The sequence below is a fragment of the Castellaniella sp. genome, assembly GCF_004321985.1.
GTDB lineage: Bacteria > Pseudomonadota > Gammaproteobacteria > Burkholderiales > Burkholderiaceae_B > Castellaniella.
In genome coordinates this window covers 171319-189310 of sequence record NZ_SCQN01000044.1, presented here as the reverse complement: position 1 = coordinate 189310, position 17992 = coordinate 171319, and the positions used below count along the sequence as shown (strand labels likewise).

17 protein-coding genes are annotated in these 17992 nt (G+C 62.8%); 5 read left to right on the top strand and 12 right to left on the bottom strand.

Annotated elements, in window-relative coordinates; all coding sequences use genetic code 11:
• Positions 1-15: 15 nt before the first annotated feature.
• Both EPN31_RS10700 and EPN31_RS10695 read right to left on the bottom strand, forming a co-directional pair.
• The gene (locus tag EPN31_RS10700; RefSeq protein ID WP_291772975.1) at positions 16-714 is read right to left on the bottom strand and encodes an ABC transporter ATP-binding protein; all 699 of its coding nucleotides are present in this window, start codon (positions 712-714) and stop codon (positions 16-18) included.
• Positions 707-1978: a lipoprotein-releasing ABC transporter permease subunit gene (locus tag EPN31_RS10695; RefSeq protein ID WP_291772973.1), complete on the bottom strand. Its 1272-nt coding sequence runs from the start codon at positions 1976-1978 to the stop codon at positions 707-709. Before EPN31_RS10695 ends, EPN31_RS10700 begins: the two co-directional genes overlap by 8 nt.
• A gap of 941 nt (positions 1979-2919) precedes the next feature.
• On the opposite strand from EPN31_RS10695, the gene recJ reads away from it, so the two are divergent.
• Positions 2920-4638 carry a single-stranded-DNA-specific exonuclease RecJ gene (gene recJ, locus EPN31_RS10690; RefSeq protein WP_291773022.1) on the top strand — a complete coding sequence of 573 codons (1719 nt, stop codon included), beginning with the start codon at positions 2920-2922 and terminating at the stop codon, positions 4636-4638.
• Here the strand turns inward: recJ and EPN31_RS10685 are convergent.
• Complete coding sequence (locus tag EPN31_RS10685; RefSeq protein ID WP_291772971.1) at positions 4589-5515, bottom strand: DMT family transporter; 927 nt, start codon at positions 5513-5515, stop codon at positions 4589-4591. The genes recJ and EPN31_RS10685 overlap by 50 nt on opposite strands.
• Entirely contained in the window at positions 5512-6420 is a 909-nt protein-coding gene (locus EPN31_RS10680; RefSeq protein WP_291772969.1) for a DMT family transporter, read from the bottom strand. The genes EPN31_RS10685 and EPN31_RS10680 overlap by 4 nt, the downstream gene beginning before the upstream one ends.
• A gap of 295 nt (positions 6421-6715) precedes the next feature.
• On the opposite strand from EPN31_RS10680, the gene infA reads away from it, so the two are divergent.
• A complete protein-coding gene (gene infA, locus EPN31_RS10675; RefSeq protein ID WP_291772966.1) occupies positions 6716-6979 on the top strand; it encodes a translation initiation factor IF-1 in 264 nt (87 codons plus the stop codon).
• Here infA and EPN31_RS10670 read toward each other — a convergent pair.
• The 4 genes from EPN31_RS10670 to EPN31_RS10655 all read right to left on the bottom strand — a co-directional run bounded on the left by EPN31_RS10670 (position 6976) and on the right by EPN31_RS10655 (position 10417).
• Positions 6976-7653 (bottom strand): transporter substrate-binding domain-containing protein, encoded by a 678-nt coding sequence (locus EPN31_RS10670; protein WP_291772965.1) that lies wholly within the window; start codon positions 7651-7653, stop codon positions 6976-6978. The two genes, infA and EPN31_RS10670, sit on opposite strands and share 4 nt — an antisense overlap.
• 100 nt (positions 7654-7753) lie before the next feature.
• On the bottom strand, positions 7754-8527 hold the full coding sequence (locus EPN31_RS10665) for an ABC transporter permease (RefSeq protein WP_291772963.1): 774 nt from the start codon (positions 8525-8527) through the stop codon (positions 7754-7756).
• A 121-nt stretch (positions 8528-8648) separates the two neighbouring features.
• Positions 8649-9644 carry an ABC transporter substrate-binding protein gene (locus EPN31_RS10660; RefSeq protein ID WP_291772961.1) on the bottom strand — a complete coding sequence of 332 codons (996 nt, stop codon included), beginning with the start codon at positions 9642-9644 and terminating at the stop codon, positions 8649-8651.
• Positions 9641-10417: an ABC transporter ATP-binding protein gene (locus EPN31_RS10655; RefSeq protein WP_291772959.1), complete on the bottom strand. Its 777-nt coding sequence runs from the start codon at positions 10415-10417 to the stop codon at positions 9641-9643. The genes EPN31_RS10660 and EPN31_RS10655 overlap by 4 nt, the downstream gene beginning before the upstream one ends.
• Positions 10418-10597: 180 nt before the next feature.
• Between EPN31_RS10655 and EPN31_RS10650 the strand changes: the two genes are divergently transcribed.
• The gene (locus EPN31_RS10650) at positions 10598-11092 is read left to right on the top strand and encodes a hemerythrin domain-containing protein (protein WP_291772957.1); all 495 of its coding nucleotides are present in this window, start codon (positions 10598-10600) and stop codon (positions 11090-11092) included.
• Here EPN31_RS10650 and EPN31_RS10645 read toward each other — a convergent pair whose 3' ends face one another.
• Positions 11093-13063: a chloride channel protein gene (locus EPN31_RS10645; RefSeq protein ID WP_291772955.1), complete on the bottom strand. Its 1971-nt coding sequence runs from the start codon at positions 13061-13063 to the stop codon at positions 11093-11095.
• 242 nt (positions 13064-13305) lie between these two features.
• Between EPN31_RS10645 and prfB the strand changes: the two genes are divergently transcribed.
• Positions 13306-14410, top strand: a protein-coding gene (prfB, locus tag EPN31_RS10640; protein ID WP_291772953.1) for a peptide chain release factor 2 whose coding sequence is annotated in 2 segments (ribosomal slippage) — positions 13306-13386 and positions 13388-14410 — 1104 coding nt in all. Because the reading frame shifts where the segments join, the coding sequence is not laid out codon by codon here.
• A 25-nt stretch (positions 14411-14435) separates the two neighbouring features.
• Positions 14436-15953, top strand: coding sequence for a lysine--tRNA ligase (lysS, locus tag EPN31_RS10635; RefSeq protein WP_291772951.1), 1518 nt, complete (start codon positions 14436-14438; stop codon positions 15951-15953).
• A 75-nt stretch (positions 15954-16028) separates the two neighbouring features.
• Here lysS and iscA read toward each other — a convergent pair whose 3' ends face one another.
• The 3 genes from iscA to EPN31_RS10620 are packed head-to-tail and all read right to left on the bottom strand — an operon-like array spanning position 16029 to position 17971.
• Positions 16029-16352: an iron-sulfur cluster assembly protein IscA gene (gene iscA / locus EPN31_RS10630; protein WP_291772949.1), complete on the bottom strand. Its 324-nt coding sequence runs from the start codon at positions 16350-16352 to the stop codon at positions 16029-16031.
• 21 nt (positions 16353-16373) lie between these two features.
• The gene (locus EPN31_RS10625; RefSeq protein WP_291772947.1) at positions 16374-16763 is read right to left on the bottom strand and encodes an iron-sulfur cluster assembly scaffold protein; all 390 of its coding nucleotides are present in this window, start codon (positions 16761-16763) and stop codon (positions 16374-16376) included.
• Positions 16763-17971 (bottom strand): IscS subfamily cysteine desulfurase, encoded by a 1209-nt coding sequence (locus EPN31_RS10620; protein ID WP_291772945.1) that lies wholly within the window; start codon positions 17969-17971, stop codon positions 16763-16765. Before EPN31_RS10620 ends, EPN31_RS10625 begins: the two co-directional genes overlap by 1 nt.
• Positions 17972-17992: the final 21 nt, after the last annotated feature.

Sequence of the window (17992 nt, the reverse complement as noted above, 5' to 3'; positions counted from 1 at the left end):
GAGGCCCGACGCGGTTCAGGCGGCCGTCAATGCTCCCGCCAGCATGTTCAGACGGCGATGCGCCAGTGCGGCCAGCGCCGGGTCGTGCGTCACGATCACGAAGGCAGTTCCCAGCGTCTGATTGATGCGTCTCAGCAGCTCGAACATGGCATCGGCAGTATGCCGATCCAGGTTACCGGTCGGCTCGTCCGCCAGCACGCAGGACGGCTTCGTCACCAGCGCACGCGCCAGCGCCACGCGCTGGCGCTCGCCGCCCGAAAGCTGCCCCGGAAAGTGCGTCGCCCGATTGCCAAGCCCTACCTGCTCCAGCAAGTCCCGGGCCTGTTTGCGGGCCTCATCGCGCGCCAGCCGGCGTACGATGAGCGGCATGGCCACATTGTCCAGCGCCGAGAACTCCGGCAGCAAATGGTGGAACTGGTAAACAAAACCTAGCGCCCGATTGCGCAGGTGGCTGCGCTTGCGCTCGCCCAGATGGTCCGTAGGCTCGCCAGCGACCCAGAGGCGCCCTTGATCAGGCTGGTCCAGCAGCCCCAGCACATGCAGCAGAGTGCTCTTGCCGGAGCCGGAAGCCCCGACCACCGCGACCATCTCGTGCGCATTGACCGACAGACTGACGTCGCGCAGAACCTCGACCCGCCCGGCGCCTTCGTCATAAGTCTTCGCCAGGTGCTCCGCACGCAGCACTTCAATGACTCCTGGAGCGCGATCAGTCATGGCGCAGCACCTGTGCAGGCTGCAAGCGTGACGCCCGCCAGCTCGGATACAGAGTCGCCAGCAGCGACAGGATCAGCGACGTCACCCCAATGGTGACGATGTCGCCGACCTGTGGGCTGGAAGGCAGCTCGCTGATGAAGTAGATCTGTTGCGGCAAAAAGTGCACCCCCAGAAGCCGTTCGATCCAGGGCACGATCACGTCAATGTTGTAAGCGACCAGCGTACCGAACAAGACGCCGGCCGCCGTCCCGACCACGCCGATGAGCGCCCCCTGGACCAAGAAGATGCGGGCCACTTCCGTCGGCGTCGAGCCCAGGGTCCGCAAGATCGCCACATCCGACTGCTTGTCTTTGACCGCCATCACCAGCGACGACAGGAGATTGAACGCCGCCACCGCAACGATCAGCGTCAGGATCAGGAACATCATGCGCTTTTCAGTCTGCACGGCGGCGAACCAGGTGCGATTGTTCTGGGTCCAGTCGGTGGCCTGCACCCCCGGCGGCATCAGGCCGAGCAAGCGGTGGGCGACTTCAGGGGCACGCTGCATGTCGGCAATGCGCAGCCGTACCCCGCCCACTCCACTGTCGCGAAAGACACGCGCCGCGTCTTCGTCGTCCACGAACACGAGCGAGGCGTCATATTCGTAATAACCGGTTGAAAAGATTCCGGTCACCGTGAACTGGCGCATGCGCGGTGCAAAGCCCGCCGGTGAAATCGACCCCTGGGGTGCGAGCAACAGCACCGTATCGCCGACTGTCAGACCCAGCGACTGGGCGATCTGGCTACCCACGATCATGTGAAATGAGCCTGGAACCAGGCTATCCAGCCCACCCGACTGCATCTGTCCCGCGAGATCGGAAACATGCGGCTCCACCGAAGGGTCGATACCACGCACCTGCACGCCACTCAGGCCCTGACCGCGCGCCAGCATCCCCTGTGCCGCGACGAATGGCGCAGCCCCGCGCACTTCTGGATCGCGACGCGCATCCCGCGCCAAATCTTGCCAGTGGGCCAGCACCTGCTCATGATCAGCCCCTGGCACATAAACCTCGATGTGCGGCAGCACCGACAACATGCGATCGCGAACCTGTGTCTGGAAGCCATTCATGACTGACAACACGATGATGAGCGCAGCGACCCCCAACGCAATGCCAGCCATGGAACTCGCCGCCACGAACGACACGAAGCGGTCACCGCGGCGCCCACCCCGGCCGATATGCGCGAGTCCCGCGTAACGGGCTCCAATCCACCACTCGTAACTCATGTCAATTTATCGCCCCGTCCGAATGACTCTACAATTCCGCCATGCACATCGTACTGCCAGGGGCTCTGCCCGATCCCGAGGTTGCCGCCGAACTGGCACCCCACCTGACGCAACATGCGCCCACACTAGCCTGGTGGTTCCTGTACGCAACAGCAAAAGTCACGCCCAGCGCAGCGGCGGACACCTGGTGTACACCGCTGGAACACTGGCTGCTGCAGGCTCGCGGCTTTCAGCCTGCACAAGGCGAGCATATTAGCGCAGGTCTGGGACCGCTGCGCACGCAGGCACCGGACGATCAGCCGGTCTGGCTCGCTGAACTCATTCACATGGCGCCTTCGCGCGATGGCGCTGCACTGCTGCCGGCCGAGCAGCTATCCATTACTGAAGCACATGCGGCAGCACTGCTCGCCAGTGCCCGCGAACTCACGACCGGAAGCGGGATTGAACTCGACCGCGACTCTGCTACTTCCTGGCGGGTCCGTTCACCAGAGCTGACTGGACTCGCCTGCGCCAGCCCCGCACTGGTAGCGGTGAGTGCCGTCAACGACTGGTGGCCGCGAGACACCATCGCACGGCCCTGGCGGCGCCTGATCAACACGCTGCAGATGGCTTGGTTCGAGCACCCGGTCAACCTGGAGCGCACCCAAGCTGGCCTGGTACCCATCAACAGCCTCTGGCTGTATGGCGGCGCACGCATCAACCAGCTGACGCAACCTCTGCCGCCTGACACCGTCATTGAGCCGGCGCTGCTGGATGCGGCAACCCGCCAGGACTGGGGGGGGATGGATCCAGGCGCTGGACCAGCTGGAGCAAGATTGCTTCGCACCCCTGGCAAAGACCGCTCCCACGCTGGTGCTCACGAGCCGCGACCGATTCATCACCCTGACCGTTCCGCCCCATTGGTGGATGCGGCTGAAATCCCGCGACTGGAGACGCTGGTGGTGCAGCCGCTAATCCACTCACGCGAGCCGCACCCTGAGCGGACATCAGAGCTGATCGGCGCGGGTATCCATCCGCTACTGGCCAGGCTCTGGGCGGCGCGCGGCGTCAGTCAACCGGCATCCACCGAATGGGAAGGGCTGATACCGCCGAAGCGCCTGAGTCACGTCGACCTGGCCGCGGAACTGCTGGCCGATGCGATTACCGCCCGCAAGCGGCTGATGATCGTCGCGGACTACGACTGCGATGGCGCGACCGCTTGTGCAGTGGCGGTGCGGGGACTGCGCGATATGGGCGCCCAGGTCGATTTCCTGGTCCCCAATCGATTCGAGACGGGCTATGGGCTCTCACCGGCCGTGGTGGACCTCGCCCTACGACACCCCGCCGGCAAACCTGACCTGCTCATCACGGTGGACAACGGCATTGCCAGCATCGAGGGCGTGGCCGCAGCGCATGCAGCAGGCATGGAGGTGATCGTGACCGACCACCACCTGCCCGGTGCCGCGCTGCCGCAGGCCTTGGCTATCGTCAACCCCAACCAGGCGGGGTGCAGCTTCCCCTCCAAACACTTGGCGGGTGTGGGCGTGATCTTCTACGTATTGTTGGCGGTACGGGCGGTCCTGAGAGCGCGTGGCGCATTCCCGGACCGGCAGGGCCCAAGACTAGACCGTTATGCCGATTTGGTCGCCCTGGGAACCGTCGCGGATGTGGTGCGATTGGATGCCAACAACCGGCTGCTGGTGACCCAGGGTCTGCGGCGCATCCGCCAGGGTCGGATGCAGCCTGGCATTGCCGCTCTCTTCCAGGTCGCGGACCGGGATGCGCACGAGGCCACGACCAGCGACCTGGGTTTCGCACTGGGGCCACGCATCAATGCCGCCGGGCGCATGGCCGACATGAGCCTGGGCATTCACTGCCTGTTGGAAGACAACCCAGAGCGGGCCCGGTCGCTGGCCCAATCATTGGATGCCATCAACCGCGAACGCCGCGAACGGGAATCGACCATGCGCGACGAAGCGCTGGCCCAACTGGACGCTCAGCCGCCGACCCGGGCCGCAAGCGTCTGCGTCTGGCAGGCAGGCTGGCATCAGGGCATCATCGGCCTGGTTGCCTCGCGGCTGAAAGAAACCTATTGGCGGCCGGCCATCGCCTTTGCGCCCGATGCGCACGACACCCTGCGCGGCTCCGGGCGCTCCATTCCTGATGTGCATCTGCGCGACGCCTTGGATCTGGTCAGCAAGCGCCTGCCAGGCGCCATCCTGCAGTTCGGCGGGCACGCGATGGCGGCCGGCCTGACCCTGCACGCAGCGGCCTTCGAGGACTTCTCACGCCATTTCGATGAAGCCGTCTGCACGCTGAGCGGCTGCCAGGGATTCGACCAGACCATCCTGACCGACGGCTCGCTGGAGCCAGACTATCTGACGGCCGAAACGGCCGAACTCCTGCACGGGCAGATCTGGGGCGCAGGTTTCCCGATGCCATCGTTTCGGGACACCTTCCGGGTCGTGCACCAGCGGCTGCTGAAGGATCGCCACTTGAAATTGTTCCTGGAGCGCGACGGGCTGCGGATGGATGCCATCTGGTTCAACCACGCCGAACCGCTGCCTGAAACCATCGAGGCGGTCTACCGCCTGGAACGCAACACATGGGGTGGCCGGACCACGGTGCAACTCATGATCGAACACGCTGCGACGGCCATGCTGCCAACAGCAGGCCGATAAGCGCCAGTGTGAAGGCCAGGGCATGCTGGTAACCGAAGGGCTCACCCAACGCCATCACGCCGATACTGGCCGAGCCAACCGGGAGCATGACGGTGAATACGCCAGCCTGCGAGGCAGGGACGCTGCGCAGTCCTGTCATCCATAGCCAGACGGTCCAGACACTGGCCGCCATGGCGTAGAACAGCAGCAACAGCCAGCTCGAGAGCGCCACTGCGCTGAAGTCGAAACTCCAGGCGATCCAGGCACCCGCCGGCATCATCAGGACGAAACCCCACAGATTGACTAGCGCACTGATGCGCTTGGACGACAGAACGGCAGTCAACTGCTTTCCGATCACCACATAGCATGCTTCACACATGACGGTGGCGCTCAGCAACAGGTAGCCGATCCAGTCTCCTTGGGGACCCTGGGCATCCGTCGAGGGCTGCGCCAGTGCAAGCAGCGCGATCCCCGCAACGCCACAGACAATGGCGGCGATGACTCGGGGGCGGATCACCTCGTGCAAGACAATCCGGCTGAGGATGGCCACGGAGGCCGGGATGGCCGACAGGATGACGCCGGCCGCTACGGCGCCACTACGGCTGACGCCCAGCACCATGCAGATCGTGAAAAGGAAGCTGCCGATGAAGGAGCTCAGGAAGAGCAACCCCTTCAGACGCCAGCCCAGCCTGGGTTCGGCTGACGGCTTGCGCAGCCAGCGCAACGTCACCACGCCGGCAATGCCGAACCGCAGCCACCCGAGCAGAAACACGGGAAACGCCGCCGCCAGCGGCTTGCTCAAGGCCACGTAGATCCCGACCACGAACATGGCGCTGGCCAGGTATCCGTAAGGTATCAGCCCGGCGAGGCCTGATCCTCGAAATCCTGTTGTCTTCATACCCGCCCTGGACGCGAGGCCAGCACGATGCCACCCAGAATGAGTGCAAACGCCAGCACATGGTATTCATGCGGGCTTTCGTTCAGAAGACCCTGGGACAGCAGGGCCGCAAACAGCGGCGTGAGATTGAAGAAGAACCCCGCAACTGTTGGCCCTACCCGCCGCACCCCCACCCCCCAGCACCGGTAAGCCAGTACGGCAGGCCCGACAGCCACGAAAAGAATGGCCAACGCGATCGGCCAGTCCCAGACGATCACCGGTTCACCGACGCCCCACTCCAGTGCCGAAAGCAGCCCCGACCAGCCGACACCGTACACGATCTGGGCCAAGAGAAAATCGGCCCACGGCATGCTTGACGCAGCCTCTGCGGAGATCCGGGTCAGCTGCCAGCTGTAAAACGCCCAAAGGATGGTGGCCACGACCATGAGCAGGTCACCAAAGACGAAATGCAGGGCCAGCAGCTGCACCCAACGCCCCTGTGATAAAACCACTACGACACCGACCAGCGAAAGAACGGCTCCCACGATCTGCATTGCATTGATGCCAGCCCCATAAAAGACGCGCCCGACCAGCAGCATCCAGATCGGCATGCTGGCGGCAACCAGTGTGACATTTACGGCCGTGGAGGTATGCAGCGCGAGATACTGCAGTGAGTTATACAGACCGACCCCCAGCAGGCCCAGCAGGGCGTACCGACGCCACTCACGCCATATGACGCTGTCAGGCCGCAGCACCCGCCAACCCAGGGGCAGCAGCAACAACAACGCAACCATCCAGCGCAGGAAATTCAGGGTCAGCGGCGACACCAGGCTGGCCACGGCACGCCCGATGACGGCGTTGCCGGCCCACATCAGGGGTGGGATGAGCAGCAGCACCACCGTGCCGGCGGTCAACCGGTTGTTCATGAAAGGTTACGCTCCAGTGATCAGAGCGCATTCTAAACCGGATGGACCAGCCCCCAAATCGTCAGAATTATTGACATAATATGACCCCACCGGTTACCATGGAAACGATTGTCAGTCAGCGGTTTTCAGATCTGGCCCCGTCGGGCCAGCCAACGCAGACCCAGGTTCCTTGCCTGAGCTCTGTCTTCCGGGGCATCCGCCCTACCTGATTTTCGGTTGATCTCGCGCGATGCACATCAGTGCAGGTCACAATGCGTGCATGCCCGCTGACCCTGTTTGATTGAATGGAGTAAAAATGGCCAAAGAAGAACTACTCGAAATGCATGGGTCCGTCACCGAAGTGCTGCCTGACTCGCGCTTTCGCGTGACGCTGGACAATGGGCACCCGGTTATCGCCTATACCGGCGGCAAGATGCGCAAGCACCATATCCGCATCCTGGCCGGCGACCAGGTCACTCTGGAAATGTCCCCGTACGACCTGACCAAGGGCCGCATCACCTTCCGCCATCTGAACGGCCGTCCCCCGGCTGGTGCGAGCCCGACGAACCGCCGCCACTAGTGGCAGTCCGGAACCGCCTGGTCCAGATAAACCTCGAAGGCAATGTCGCGGGCCTGTTTACTGGCCGCAGCCTGCAGCGTCGCGGGGCCCGTCTGGCGGCTCAGCAAGGCGCGTTGTTCGGTGGGGAGATCACGCCGCGTCAGGCGGACCAGGTCCTGATGCCGGTAGGGCTCAAGAACCGCCGAAAACTTGTGCCACTCCGGGAATTTCAGCAGCTCTCGCAATAAGCTCTCGTCCTGCACCGTGGCATCGCACTGACCGGTGCGGAGCGCCAGCAGCGCATCCGTCGCTGAAGGATAAATCCGCTCGATCGCGTCATAGCGGGCGGCCAGCTCACCGCGATAGCGGCCGTCAGCCGCCAGGCAGACGGTATGGTCCTTCAGGTCCTCCCAGCGACGGATGGCCGTGTCGGACCGCATGATGGCCATGGGGCTGGCGGACCAGGCCAACGCCACACGCTGAACCCCTTCGGGCAATGCAGCATGCGGCGACAGCGCCCCCACCCAGACATCCAGTGTCCCTTGATGAATCCGGCCGACCGCTTGTTCGGCCACCACCGATTGTGGCTGTACACCACCGGTGGCCCGGATCAGCAGCGCCTCCAGCTGGACAGGCGTACGGACCTTGGCGCCAGGGGCCGGAGCCGGCGGGACTCGAGCGATTCCGATCCGCATCCCATGCCCATGCCCATGCCCAGGGGCGGCCTGGACGGGAACCCCTGCCAATCCCCACCACAGACCTGCGCAAATCGCGACTGCCACGCCGCGGCATGAATCAGACATATTGGTAGCGCAGCACCTTGCGCTTGATGTTTTCAAGCAAGACCTGATCGATCAGGGTGGCCAGGATGGCAATCGTCAGAATGTCCGCCATCACCCCTATCATGTCGGCGGTCTCGCCAGCGTAGGCCAGCGACCGCCCCAACCCCTGACCGAAGCCGATCAGCATTTCAGCCGAAATCAGCGCTCGCCAGGCATTCCCGAACGCCAGCTGCGCGCCTGTAATCAGCTCTGGCATCACGGCTGGCAGGTATACCCGCCGCAGCATGTCCCAGGGGCCGGCACCCATTACCCGCGCCGCAGACACATGAGTCTGCAGCACACTTTCGGTCGCATTCATGACGGACAATGCCGCCGGGAAGAAAGCGGCCAGCGCAATGACGACAATGATGGGGAGGTTTCCGAACCCCATCAGGATGAGGAACAGAGGGACCCAGGCGATGGACGGAATCGACTGCAGGACGATGATGGCCGATTTCAGGATCTCGCGGAAGAACGTCAGCAGCCCTCCCGCCAGACCAAACCCAATCCCGAACAGCAGTGCAAACCCATAGCCCACACCCAACCGGCCCATGCTACCGGCCAGGATGCTACGAAACTGCGTCGTCTGAATATCGTGCCAGATCCGCGCCAGCACCTTGGGAACTCCAGGCATCAGGAAGTCTGGAAGCGTCCAGGCTGCAAACTGCCAGAACAAAAGGATGGCCGCGATCGCAATCAGCATGGCCAATTTGCGCGCGGCGGGTGAAAGTCGTTGTTTTTTACTCATGATTCCCAACGTGCGGCGGCCGGGACACGCCCGGCCGCCATCAAACCAGACAGCGCGCTAGCAAGACATCGCAGCAATGCCGGTCACGGACGGGCCGTGCCGCGACAGCAGAGAGACCACGCTAGAGTTTGCGCGAATGCTGCCAGTCCAGATCCACGATCGCCTTGACATCGAACGGCTTGCCGTCACGCGTCTTGAGCGTGCCCTGGGCCTGCATGATATCGGCAACTTCCTGCATGCGTGACAAGTCCTTGGGCGTGAGTGCAGCGCTGTACGTCTGGGTCCGAATGGCATCCGCAATGATTTTCTCACGAGGCACGTCACCATGCTTGAGCGTCTTCAACGTGGGTTCGGAGATAAAGTAACCCGCGATCAGCTTGGCCGCTGCATCGGGCTTCTGTTGCAACAGTTCGATCGCCTGACGCTGCGCGTCCAGGGATTTCCAGACCAGATCCTTTTTCGTCTTCAGCGTTTCCCCGGATGTGATGGTCACCATGCACGGGAACGGCCAGACCTCGCCAATCTCATAGATCTGCTTGACCGGCGCGATCTGCTCGGCAATGCTGGCCTGCGGCTCAAACAGGAAGGCCGCATCGACACGCTTGCCGACCAGCGACTGCACGGCGACCTGGGGGCTCACCCCCAAAATCGACAGATCCTCGGGCTTGATGCCGGCGTCCTTCAGCACGACACCCTTCAGCACCACGTCGGCGGTGCTGCCCTCTTTCTGCGAGGCCAGTGTGTGGCCCTTCAGATCGGCCACCTTCTCGATGCCCGCGTCATCGCGTACCACCAGAGCGTGATAGCCGCGTTGTGCGCCGCTCACGACCTTCAGGTCCGCACCGCGCGACGACCATGACGCCGCATTGGTGAATCCCAACACGCCGGTGTCGAGTTGCCCGCCCACGATGGCCTTGATCAGGTCCGTGCCGGACTTGAATTCCACCAGTTGCACGTCCAGCCCCTGCTTTTCATAGAGCTTGCCCTCGTAGGCGGCAATCGCCTGCGCATCATCCATCACGCGGATATAGCCGACCTTGAAGGGTTCAGCGGCCAGCGCCTGGGATGCTACCGTCAGTGCAGCTAGAACAGGGATCAAGTAACGATTCAATTTCATGCTGCAAGTTCCTCGGCAATGGCAAGAGCGGGTTTTGTGTCTTCGGTCGTGATCCCCAACAGTCTCAGGATCTCGCGGCGCATGTCGGCAAAATTGGACAGGTCATGCGTCTTGTCCGTCGCCGACAGATGGAATTCCTTCAGGACACGCGAAGGGCGTGCGCTGAAGACCAGAATCCGGTCCGCCAGAAACAGCGCCTCCTCCACATCGTGCGTGACCAGCAGCACCGTGGGACGAGTCTCGCGAATCAGTGCGCGCAAGGCATCCTGCAGCGTCATCCGCGTCAGCGCATCCAGCGCTCCGAAGGGCTCGTCCAGCAGAAGGACCTCGGGGTGGGTAATGAAGGCGCGCGCCAAGGCGCAGCGCTGGCGCATGCCACCGGAGACCTGATGCGGAAAATAGTCTTCAAACCCCTTGAGCTGGACCTTCTCCAGCCAGACCAGCGCCTGCTTGCGAGCCTGGGCACGGCCCACTTTCTGCAACTCCAGCGCCATCGACACGTTCTGCACCAGCGTCAACCAGGGGTACAGGGCATTTTCCTGAAACATCAGCATGCGGCTGGGATCGGGACGCGAGACAGGTTTTCCATCCGCCAGGACCCGGCCATGGCTGGGATGCTCCAGCCCCGCCGCAATATGCAGAAGGGTCGACTTGCCGCAACCCGATGGGCCGACCAGCGCGACCAATTCGCCGGCCTGGACCTCGCGCTGGAATTCAGCCACCACAGACAGGTCGCCGAATTGTTTCTGAACATGCTCAAAGGAAAGGTTCATGGCCGTCGCGCCCCACCCGGGCGTCATATCTCAAAGTAATTTCAACGACTGAAACTTTAACGATTTTCTTAAATAATGAACAACGATATATTTACGATTTCCATATTTCTGAAAGAGATATAGGACCAGCGGACGCAGATTGACATACCATGAGTCATTTCAGTTGGGGATTGATCCATCATGGCTCATGTGGGCGCCACCGACCCGATCTCGGCGTTATTGCAAACGGATGCGACAACACTTGTTCACCTCAGGGCGCTGACATCCAGTGCTGGCGCGCCAGCCCACCTCGCCGCCCCGGTTCTGCACGCGGCCATCGCCTGGCTGGAGGGCCCGGCCCAGGCGCAGTGGCACATCCTGGAAGGCCAGGTGTTTCCGGCACTGGTGGAGTCCATGGCTGGTTCGGACGCGATATGCCTCAGGGACCTCACCACAGGCCTGACCCACGAGCGGGACCAGTTGGATAGCCGCTGGCGCGCCACGATTGGTCCACTGCTGAAAGCGGGCGTCCCCGCCACTCCAGAGCTACCAGCCTGGACGGCGGCCTTCGAAAGGCACCTGCAGCGGACCGACAATGAGCTGCTCCCCATGGTGCCGCGTCTTTTCGACGATGATGCGCTGGACTCGCTCAGCCGCGCTTGCGGGGACCTGCCGGGGACAGCCAGCCCCAGATGATCAGGGTGTGCGGGCGGGGGTCCTGCCCGACTGCGGTCGCAACCGGCGCTGTCGCACGGGCCGCAATGGCCGGAGCGGGCGGCGCAAATTGACGCGCAACTGACGTTGGGCATCGCGGCTTTCCTGCAGACGGTAGACATTCGCCTTGAACACGTCACCACGCGTGAGCATGCCAAGCAACCGACGCGGTTGCGTGCGGCTCATCACGAGTAACTGGCCCACGCTCGAATTGACCATCAGGTCACAGGCCTCACGCACGGAATAGTCCTCTGTGACCATGACCGGAGACCGAAGCACCAATTCGCCGATGGGAGTCTTGGGCTCGGCCGACGGATTGAAGAGCTCGCGCATGGTCAGCACACCCATGACTTCACCACCGGCCCCGACGACCGGGTAGCCGTGATGATGTGCACTGGATTCGCTCTGCAGCCATTCCTGCACCTGCGCCAGCGTGTCCTCTGCCCTCAGCGTCACCGCGTCGCGGGTGTACACCTGACCGACCGTCACGCGCTGGAGAAAATCCGCGGTGTATTCCAGTGGTACACGAACGCCCCGGCGCACAATCTTTTCGGTCATGATGGTGTTGCGCATGATGAGTGCGGACACGATGTATGCCGCAGAGCATCCCGCCAGCAACGGCAACAGCACGGCCGCCTGCCGGGTGGTTTCGAATGCAAACACGACCGCCGTCAGCAACGCACGCGATGAACCGGCGAAGATCGCCGCCATGCCCACCAGCGCTGCAATGCGCGGGTCTATCCCAAGCTGGGGAAGAATGTGGTCCGCACCCAGCCCCAGCAAGGCACCAAAGGAACCGCCGATGATGAACAAGGGGGCCAGTGTCCCCCCCGACGTGCCGCTGCCAAGCGCGATCGACCACGCAGCGAATTTCAGGACGCACATCGCAATCAGCATCTTGACGCCAAAGCTGCCCGATATGATCGCGTCGATATTGTCGTAGCCCACCCCCATGGTGCGCGGTTCGATCCAGCCGATGACCCCAGCCACGATGCCGCCGAGCGCAGGCCACCATACCCAGTGGATGGGCAACTTCGCAAACGCGTCCTCGATCCCATACACCGCCTTGGTCACCAGTACGCTGAGCACCCCGACGATGGCTCCCAGAAGGATGAAGCTGACAAGAGCCGAGAGGCCTGGTTCCAGAACCGTCGGCATCGAAAACACCGCGCCTGCGCCATAGGTTGCGTAGCGTACGCCGGTCGCCGACACCGCCGCCAGTGCGACGGGAATGAGCGAGCGCGGCCGCAATTCGAAGAGCAGCAACTCCACCGCTAGGGTCAGGGAGGACAAGGGTGCACCGAACACGGCCGCCATACCCGCGGCGGCCCCCGCCGCAAGCAGTGTCTTGCGCTCTGTGGCCGTCACCGACAGCAGTTGCCCGAGCAGGGATCCCAGCGCCCCACCCGTGGAGATGATGGGTCCTTCGGCACCGAAAGGTCCGCCGGTACCAATGGCAAACGCCGACGAAACAGGCTTCAGCCAGGTTACCCTGGGCGGAATGTTCGCGTCGTTCTTGAGAATCTGTTCCATCGCCTCAGGGATGCCATGGCCCTGAATCGCGCGCGAGCCCCAGCGCGCCATGGCACCCGCGATCAGGCCGCCAATGGCCGGCATCAGGATCACCCATGCACCCAGGCGGTTGTCGGCGGGTGACAAGACAAATGAGCCGGTATGCTTGACGCCGACGACGTCCGACACGCGGCCATAAAAGGTGATGTCCGTGATGACGTTGATCATGAACATCAGCAGTTGCGCGATCTCTGCTGCAACTACGCCCAGCACGATGGCCAGCAGGCCGATCCAGACCGTCCGGTGGCTCATCAGGGTCGACTTGCGCGCCACACGGGCATCGTCCATCGTGGCGTCAAGCGCCGGCGCAATCGGTACCGCGCCTGGGCTGCCTGACGTAATGACCGATGCTGTCGGGTTTCCAGACGTGTGTTTCGCCATTCCAAGATTCCAGGGTCCGGACGGTCGTCAGATCCCGTTCGGAAAAGTAGTCAAAAGTTCATTGCGCAGTGGGGCGGATCAAGCCGCGGACGGATCCTGACGATGGCCTCGTCCGGCCTTTCGGCCAAACGACGACGCTGTGCAGCCCGCCATTATAATCCGCGCCCCCGGCCGCTTCGCATGATGTCCTCCCGCCGCGTTAGAATGCTGGATTATCTTGAAAGATTGAAGTGGATCACACCATGGAAGCCGAACGCCAAAACCATATCAGCGCCTGCATCGACGATTATCAGGAACGCCAGGCGGCTCTACGGAGGTATCTTTGACTACGATGCCAAAGCCGAACGCTTGCTCGTCGTCAACGCCGAACTCGAGAACCCCGACATTTGGAACGATCCCCAGCACGCCCAGGAACTGGGCCGGGAAAAGAAGTCCCTGGAAACTGTCGTCCACACGCTGAGCGACCTGGAGCGGGGCCTGGCCGACGCGCACGACCTGTTTGAGCTGGCCAGCGAAGACGACGACGACGCCACGCTTGCTGCCATCGAGCAGGACTGCGCCGCGCTGGGTGAGCGCCTTGAGGCACTGGAATTCCGGCGCATGTTCTCCAACCCTGCTGATCCGCTGAACTGTTTCGTCGACATTCAGGCGGGCGCTGGCGGAACCGAGGCCCAGGACTGGGCGTCGATGCTGTTACGCCAGTACCTGCACTACGGGGAACGCAAAGACTTCAAGACCGAGGTGCTGGAAATCTCCGAAGGCGAAGTTGCCGGCATCAAATCCGCGACGATCAAATTCGAGGGTGAATACGCTTACGGCCTGCTGCGGACCGAAACGGGCGTGCACCGCCTGGTGCGCAAGAGCCCCTTTGATTCGTCCAACGGCCGGCACACGTCATTCGCCAGCGTTTTCGTATACCCCGAAATCGACGACTCGTTCGAAATCGAGATCAACCCGGCCGATCTGCGCATCGACACCTACCGCGCCAGTGGCGCCGGCGGCCAGCACATCAACAAGACGGATTCGGCTGTCCGCATCACCCACATGCCTACCGGAATCGTGGTGCAGTGCCAGAACGACCGTTCTCAACACCGCAACCGCGCGGAAGCCATGCAAATGCTGAAGTCCCGCCTGTATGAACTCGAGATGCGCAAGCGCATGGCCGAACAACAGAAGCTCGAGGACACCAAGAGCGATGTGGGCTGGGGCCACCAGATCCGGTCCTATGTCCTGGATCAGAGCCGCATCAAGGACTTGCGCACCGGCGTTGAAATCTCCAACACACAGAAAGTACTGGATGGCGATCTGGACGCCTTCATCACGGCCAGCCTGAAGCAGACCGACTGATCCCTGGCCCCCTACCCTCGACGACATGACTGCTCAAAACGATTCACAAGCCCCGGACGAGAACCGCCTCATCGCCGAACGGCGCGGCAAGCTGGACGCCCTGCGCGCGGCGGGCCCGGCATACCCCAACGACTTTCGTCCCGACAGCCACGCGGCAACCCTGCACCAGGACTGCGGCACGCTTGACGACGACGCCCTTCAAGCCCTGAACCGCCATGCGAAGGTAGCCGGACGCATGGTGCTCAAGCGTGTCATGGGCAGGGCCAGCTTTGCAACACTGCAGGACACCAGCGGGCGCCTGCAACTCTACCTGGACCGCAGCGTCCTGGGGGACGAAGCCTACGCGGCCTTCAAGTCCTGGGACATCGGCGATATCATCGGTGCCGAAGGAGAGGTCTTCAAGACCCACAAGGGCGAGCTGTCGCTGCGCGTCCAGTCGCTGCGTCTGCTGGCGAAGTCGTTGCGGCCGCTGCCGGACAAATTCCACGGTATGGCAGATCAGGAGCTGCGCTACCGGCGCCGCTATGTGGATCTCATCGTCAGCGAGGAAACGCGACAGACCTTTCTGGCCCGCAGCCGCATCGTGGCGACCATCCGCCAGTTCATGTCGGACGCCAACTTCCTGGAAGTCGAAACGCCCATGCTGCACCCGATTCCGGGGGGCGCTTCGGCCAAGCCTTTCATCACGCACCACAACGCGCTGGACATGGATATGTACCTGCGCATCGCGCCCGAACTGTATCTGAAGCGCTTGATCGTAGGCGGATTCGAGCGTGTCTTCGAGATCAACCGCAACTTCCGCAACGAAGGCGTGAGTCCGCGTCACAACCCCGAATTCACGATGATGGAGTTCTACGCGGCCTATACCGACTATCAATGGCTGATGGACTACACGGAGTCATTGATCCGGGATACCGCGCTGAGCGCCTGCGGCACGACGGACCTGATCTACCAGAGCAAACCCCTGGACCTTGGCCGCGCTTTCGACAGGCTCACCATTACCCAGGCCATCCGCAAATACGCGCCGGTCTATACCGACAGCCAGCTCTTGGACGCCGGCTACCTGAGGACCGAGCTGCTCCGGCTGGGCGCCGAGGTCGATGGTCCGGCGCTCTCTCACGCCGGCCTGGGTGCCCTGCAGCTGGCGCTCTTTGAGGAAACCACCGAAACCCAGCTTTGGCACCCGACCTACATCATTGACTACCCGGTTGAAGTCTCACCGCTGGCCCGGGCCTCGGATACGCAGGCCGACATCACGGAGCGGTTCGAACTTTTCGCCTGCGGGCGCGAGATTGCCAACGGATTCTCGGAGCTGAACGACCCCGAGGACCAGGCGGCGCGGTTCCGGGCGCAGGTAGCTGCGAAAGACGCAGGCGACGAGGAAGCCATGTATTACGACGCCGACTACGTCCGAGCACTGGAGTACGGCATGCCGCCCACGGGCGGATGCGGAATCGGCATCGACCGGCTGGTCATGATGCTGACCGACAGCCCCAACATCCGGGACGTGATTCTCTTTCCGCACATGCGTCGCGAAGACTGACGACGCCAGGCGGCCAAAGCAGCAGGGCCCGGGACTTCGAATCGAGTCCCGGGCCCTGCCGTTTTCCGGTAAGCCTCAGACTGTGAACGAATCCCCACACCCACAAGCCGCCTTTTCATTCGGGTTGTGGAAGCGAAACCCCTCGTTCAGGCCCTCACGCGCATAGTCGAGTTCGGTTCCCTGCAGATACGGCAGGCTGTCGGGCGCGACGTAGACCCGCGCGCCGAACTGCTCGAACACCTGATCTTCAGCGGTTGGATCGTCCACATACTCCAGTTGGTAAGACAGACCGGAACAGCCAGCCGGCTTCACGCCCAGGCGCAGCCCCAGGCCCTTGCCCCGCTTTTCCAGATTGCGCTGGATATGCTCGGCTGCTTGCGATGTCAATGTAATTCCCATGATGCAACTCACTTGAGGGGGTTATTGAGAGTGTTTTTGCGTGTAATCAGCTACTGCGGCCCGGATGGCATCTTCGGCGAGCAACGCCGAATGCATCTTCACAGGCGGAAGGTTCAGGGCACTCATGATGTCCTGACTGCGGATGCCCAGCGCATGGTTCAGACTTTGGCCCTGTAGTTGTTCGGTCAGCCACGAACCCGCGGCAATCGCCGAACCACCACCAAACGCGCGAAAGCGAGCCTGGGTGATGGTTCCGTCCTGCAGGAAGATCTGGAGCTTGAGTACCTCGCCCAGGACCGGAGATCCGACCAGTGCAGACCCCACACGCGCATCCGCCGGATCCAGAGACCCTACGTTGCGCGGATGCAGATAGTGATCCAGAACCAGCGGCCCGTACGGCAGACCAGCCATCAGCAGGTCTCCATCCAGGCGCCCAGAGTACCTCGTTCACGCATTTCCCAGAGCGGCGAGAGCTCGCGCAGGCGTTGAATCTGCGTCCGCAGCACGCGAATCGCCAGATCCACATCCGTATCGGACGTATAGCGGCCTATCGTCATGCGCAGGGAACTGTGTGCGAGCAGATCGCTGCGCCCTAGCGCGCGCAGGACGTGCGACGGTTCCAGGCTGGCCGACGTGCAGGCTGAACCAGACGAAACCGCCAGTTCCGGGACGGACATGAGCAGTGCCTCGCCTTCGACATGCGCCACGCTGATGTTCAGGTTGTGGACAACGCGCCGAGCTGGATCGCCATTGAGATAGACGTCGGGCAGATCGCGCAAGCCTTCCCAGAGACGGTCGCGCAATGCGCCGATCCTGGGAAGCTCCGTCGCCATGAGTTGCCCGGCCAGCTCGAATGAAGCACCCATGCCGACGATCTGATGCGTGGGCAGCGTCCCGGAGCGCAAGCCCCGCTCGTGCCCACCTCCGTGCATCTGTGCTTCCAGACGCACACGAGGCTTGCGGCGCACGTAAAGCGCACCGATTCCCTTGGGCCCGTAGGTCTTGTGTGCCGACAGCGACATCAAGTCCACGTCCATCCCAGCCGCGTCGACGGGAATCTTCCCGGTGGCCTGCGCCGCATCGGTATGAAACAGTACGCCCCGCTGATGACACACGGCCGCCAGCGCAGCGACGTCCTGGATGACCCCTATTTCATTATTCACCAGCATCACGGACGCCAGAATGGTGTCCGGGCGCAAGGCGGCCGCCAAAGCCTCGGGCGTCACCAGCCCGCCAGCGTCCACATCCAGATAGGTGACCTCGAACCCGCCCTGCTCCAGCGCATGACAGGTGTCGAGGACAGCCTTGTGTTCGGTGCGAACCGTCACGATGTGACGCCCGCGCCCACCATGGAATTGCGCCACGCCCTTGATCGCCAGATTGTCGGACTCGGTCGCACCGGATGTCCAGATGATCTCGCGTGGATCGGCATGGATCAGTCCTGCAACTTGAGCACGAGCCTGCTCGACAGCCTCGCTGGCATCCCAGCCCCAGGCGTGGCTGGTGGAAGCCGCGTTGCCGAAGCGTTCGCCGAGCCACGGCAGCATCGCCTGGACCACCCGCTCGTCCACCGGCGTGGTGGCGGAGTAATCCAGATACACGGGGGGCGACAACGACATTCAGACTCCTTGGGCCGGACC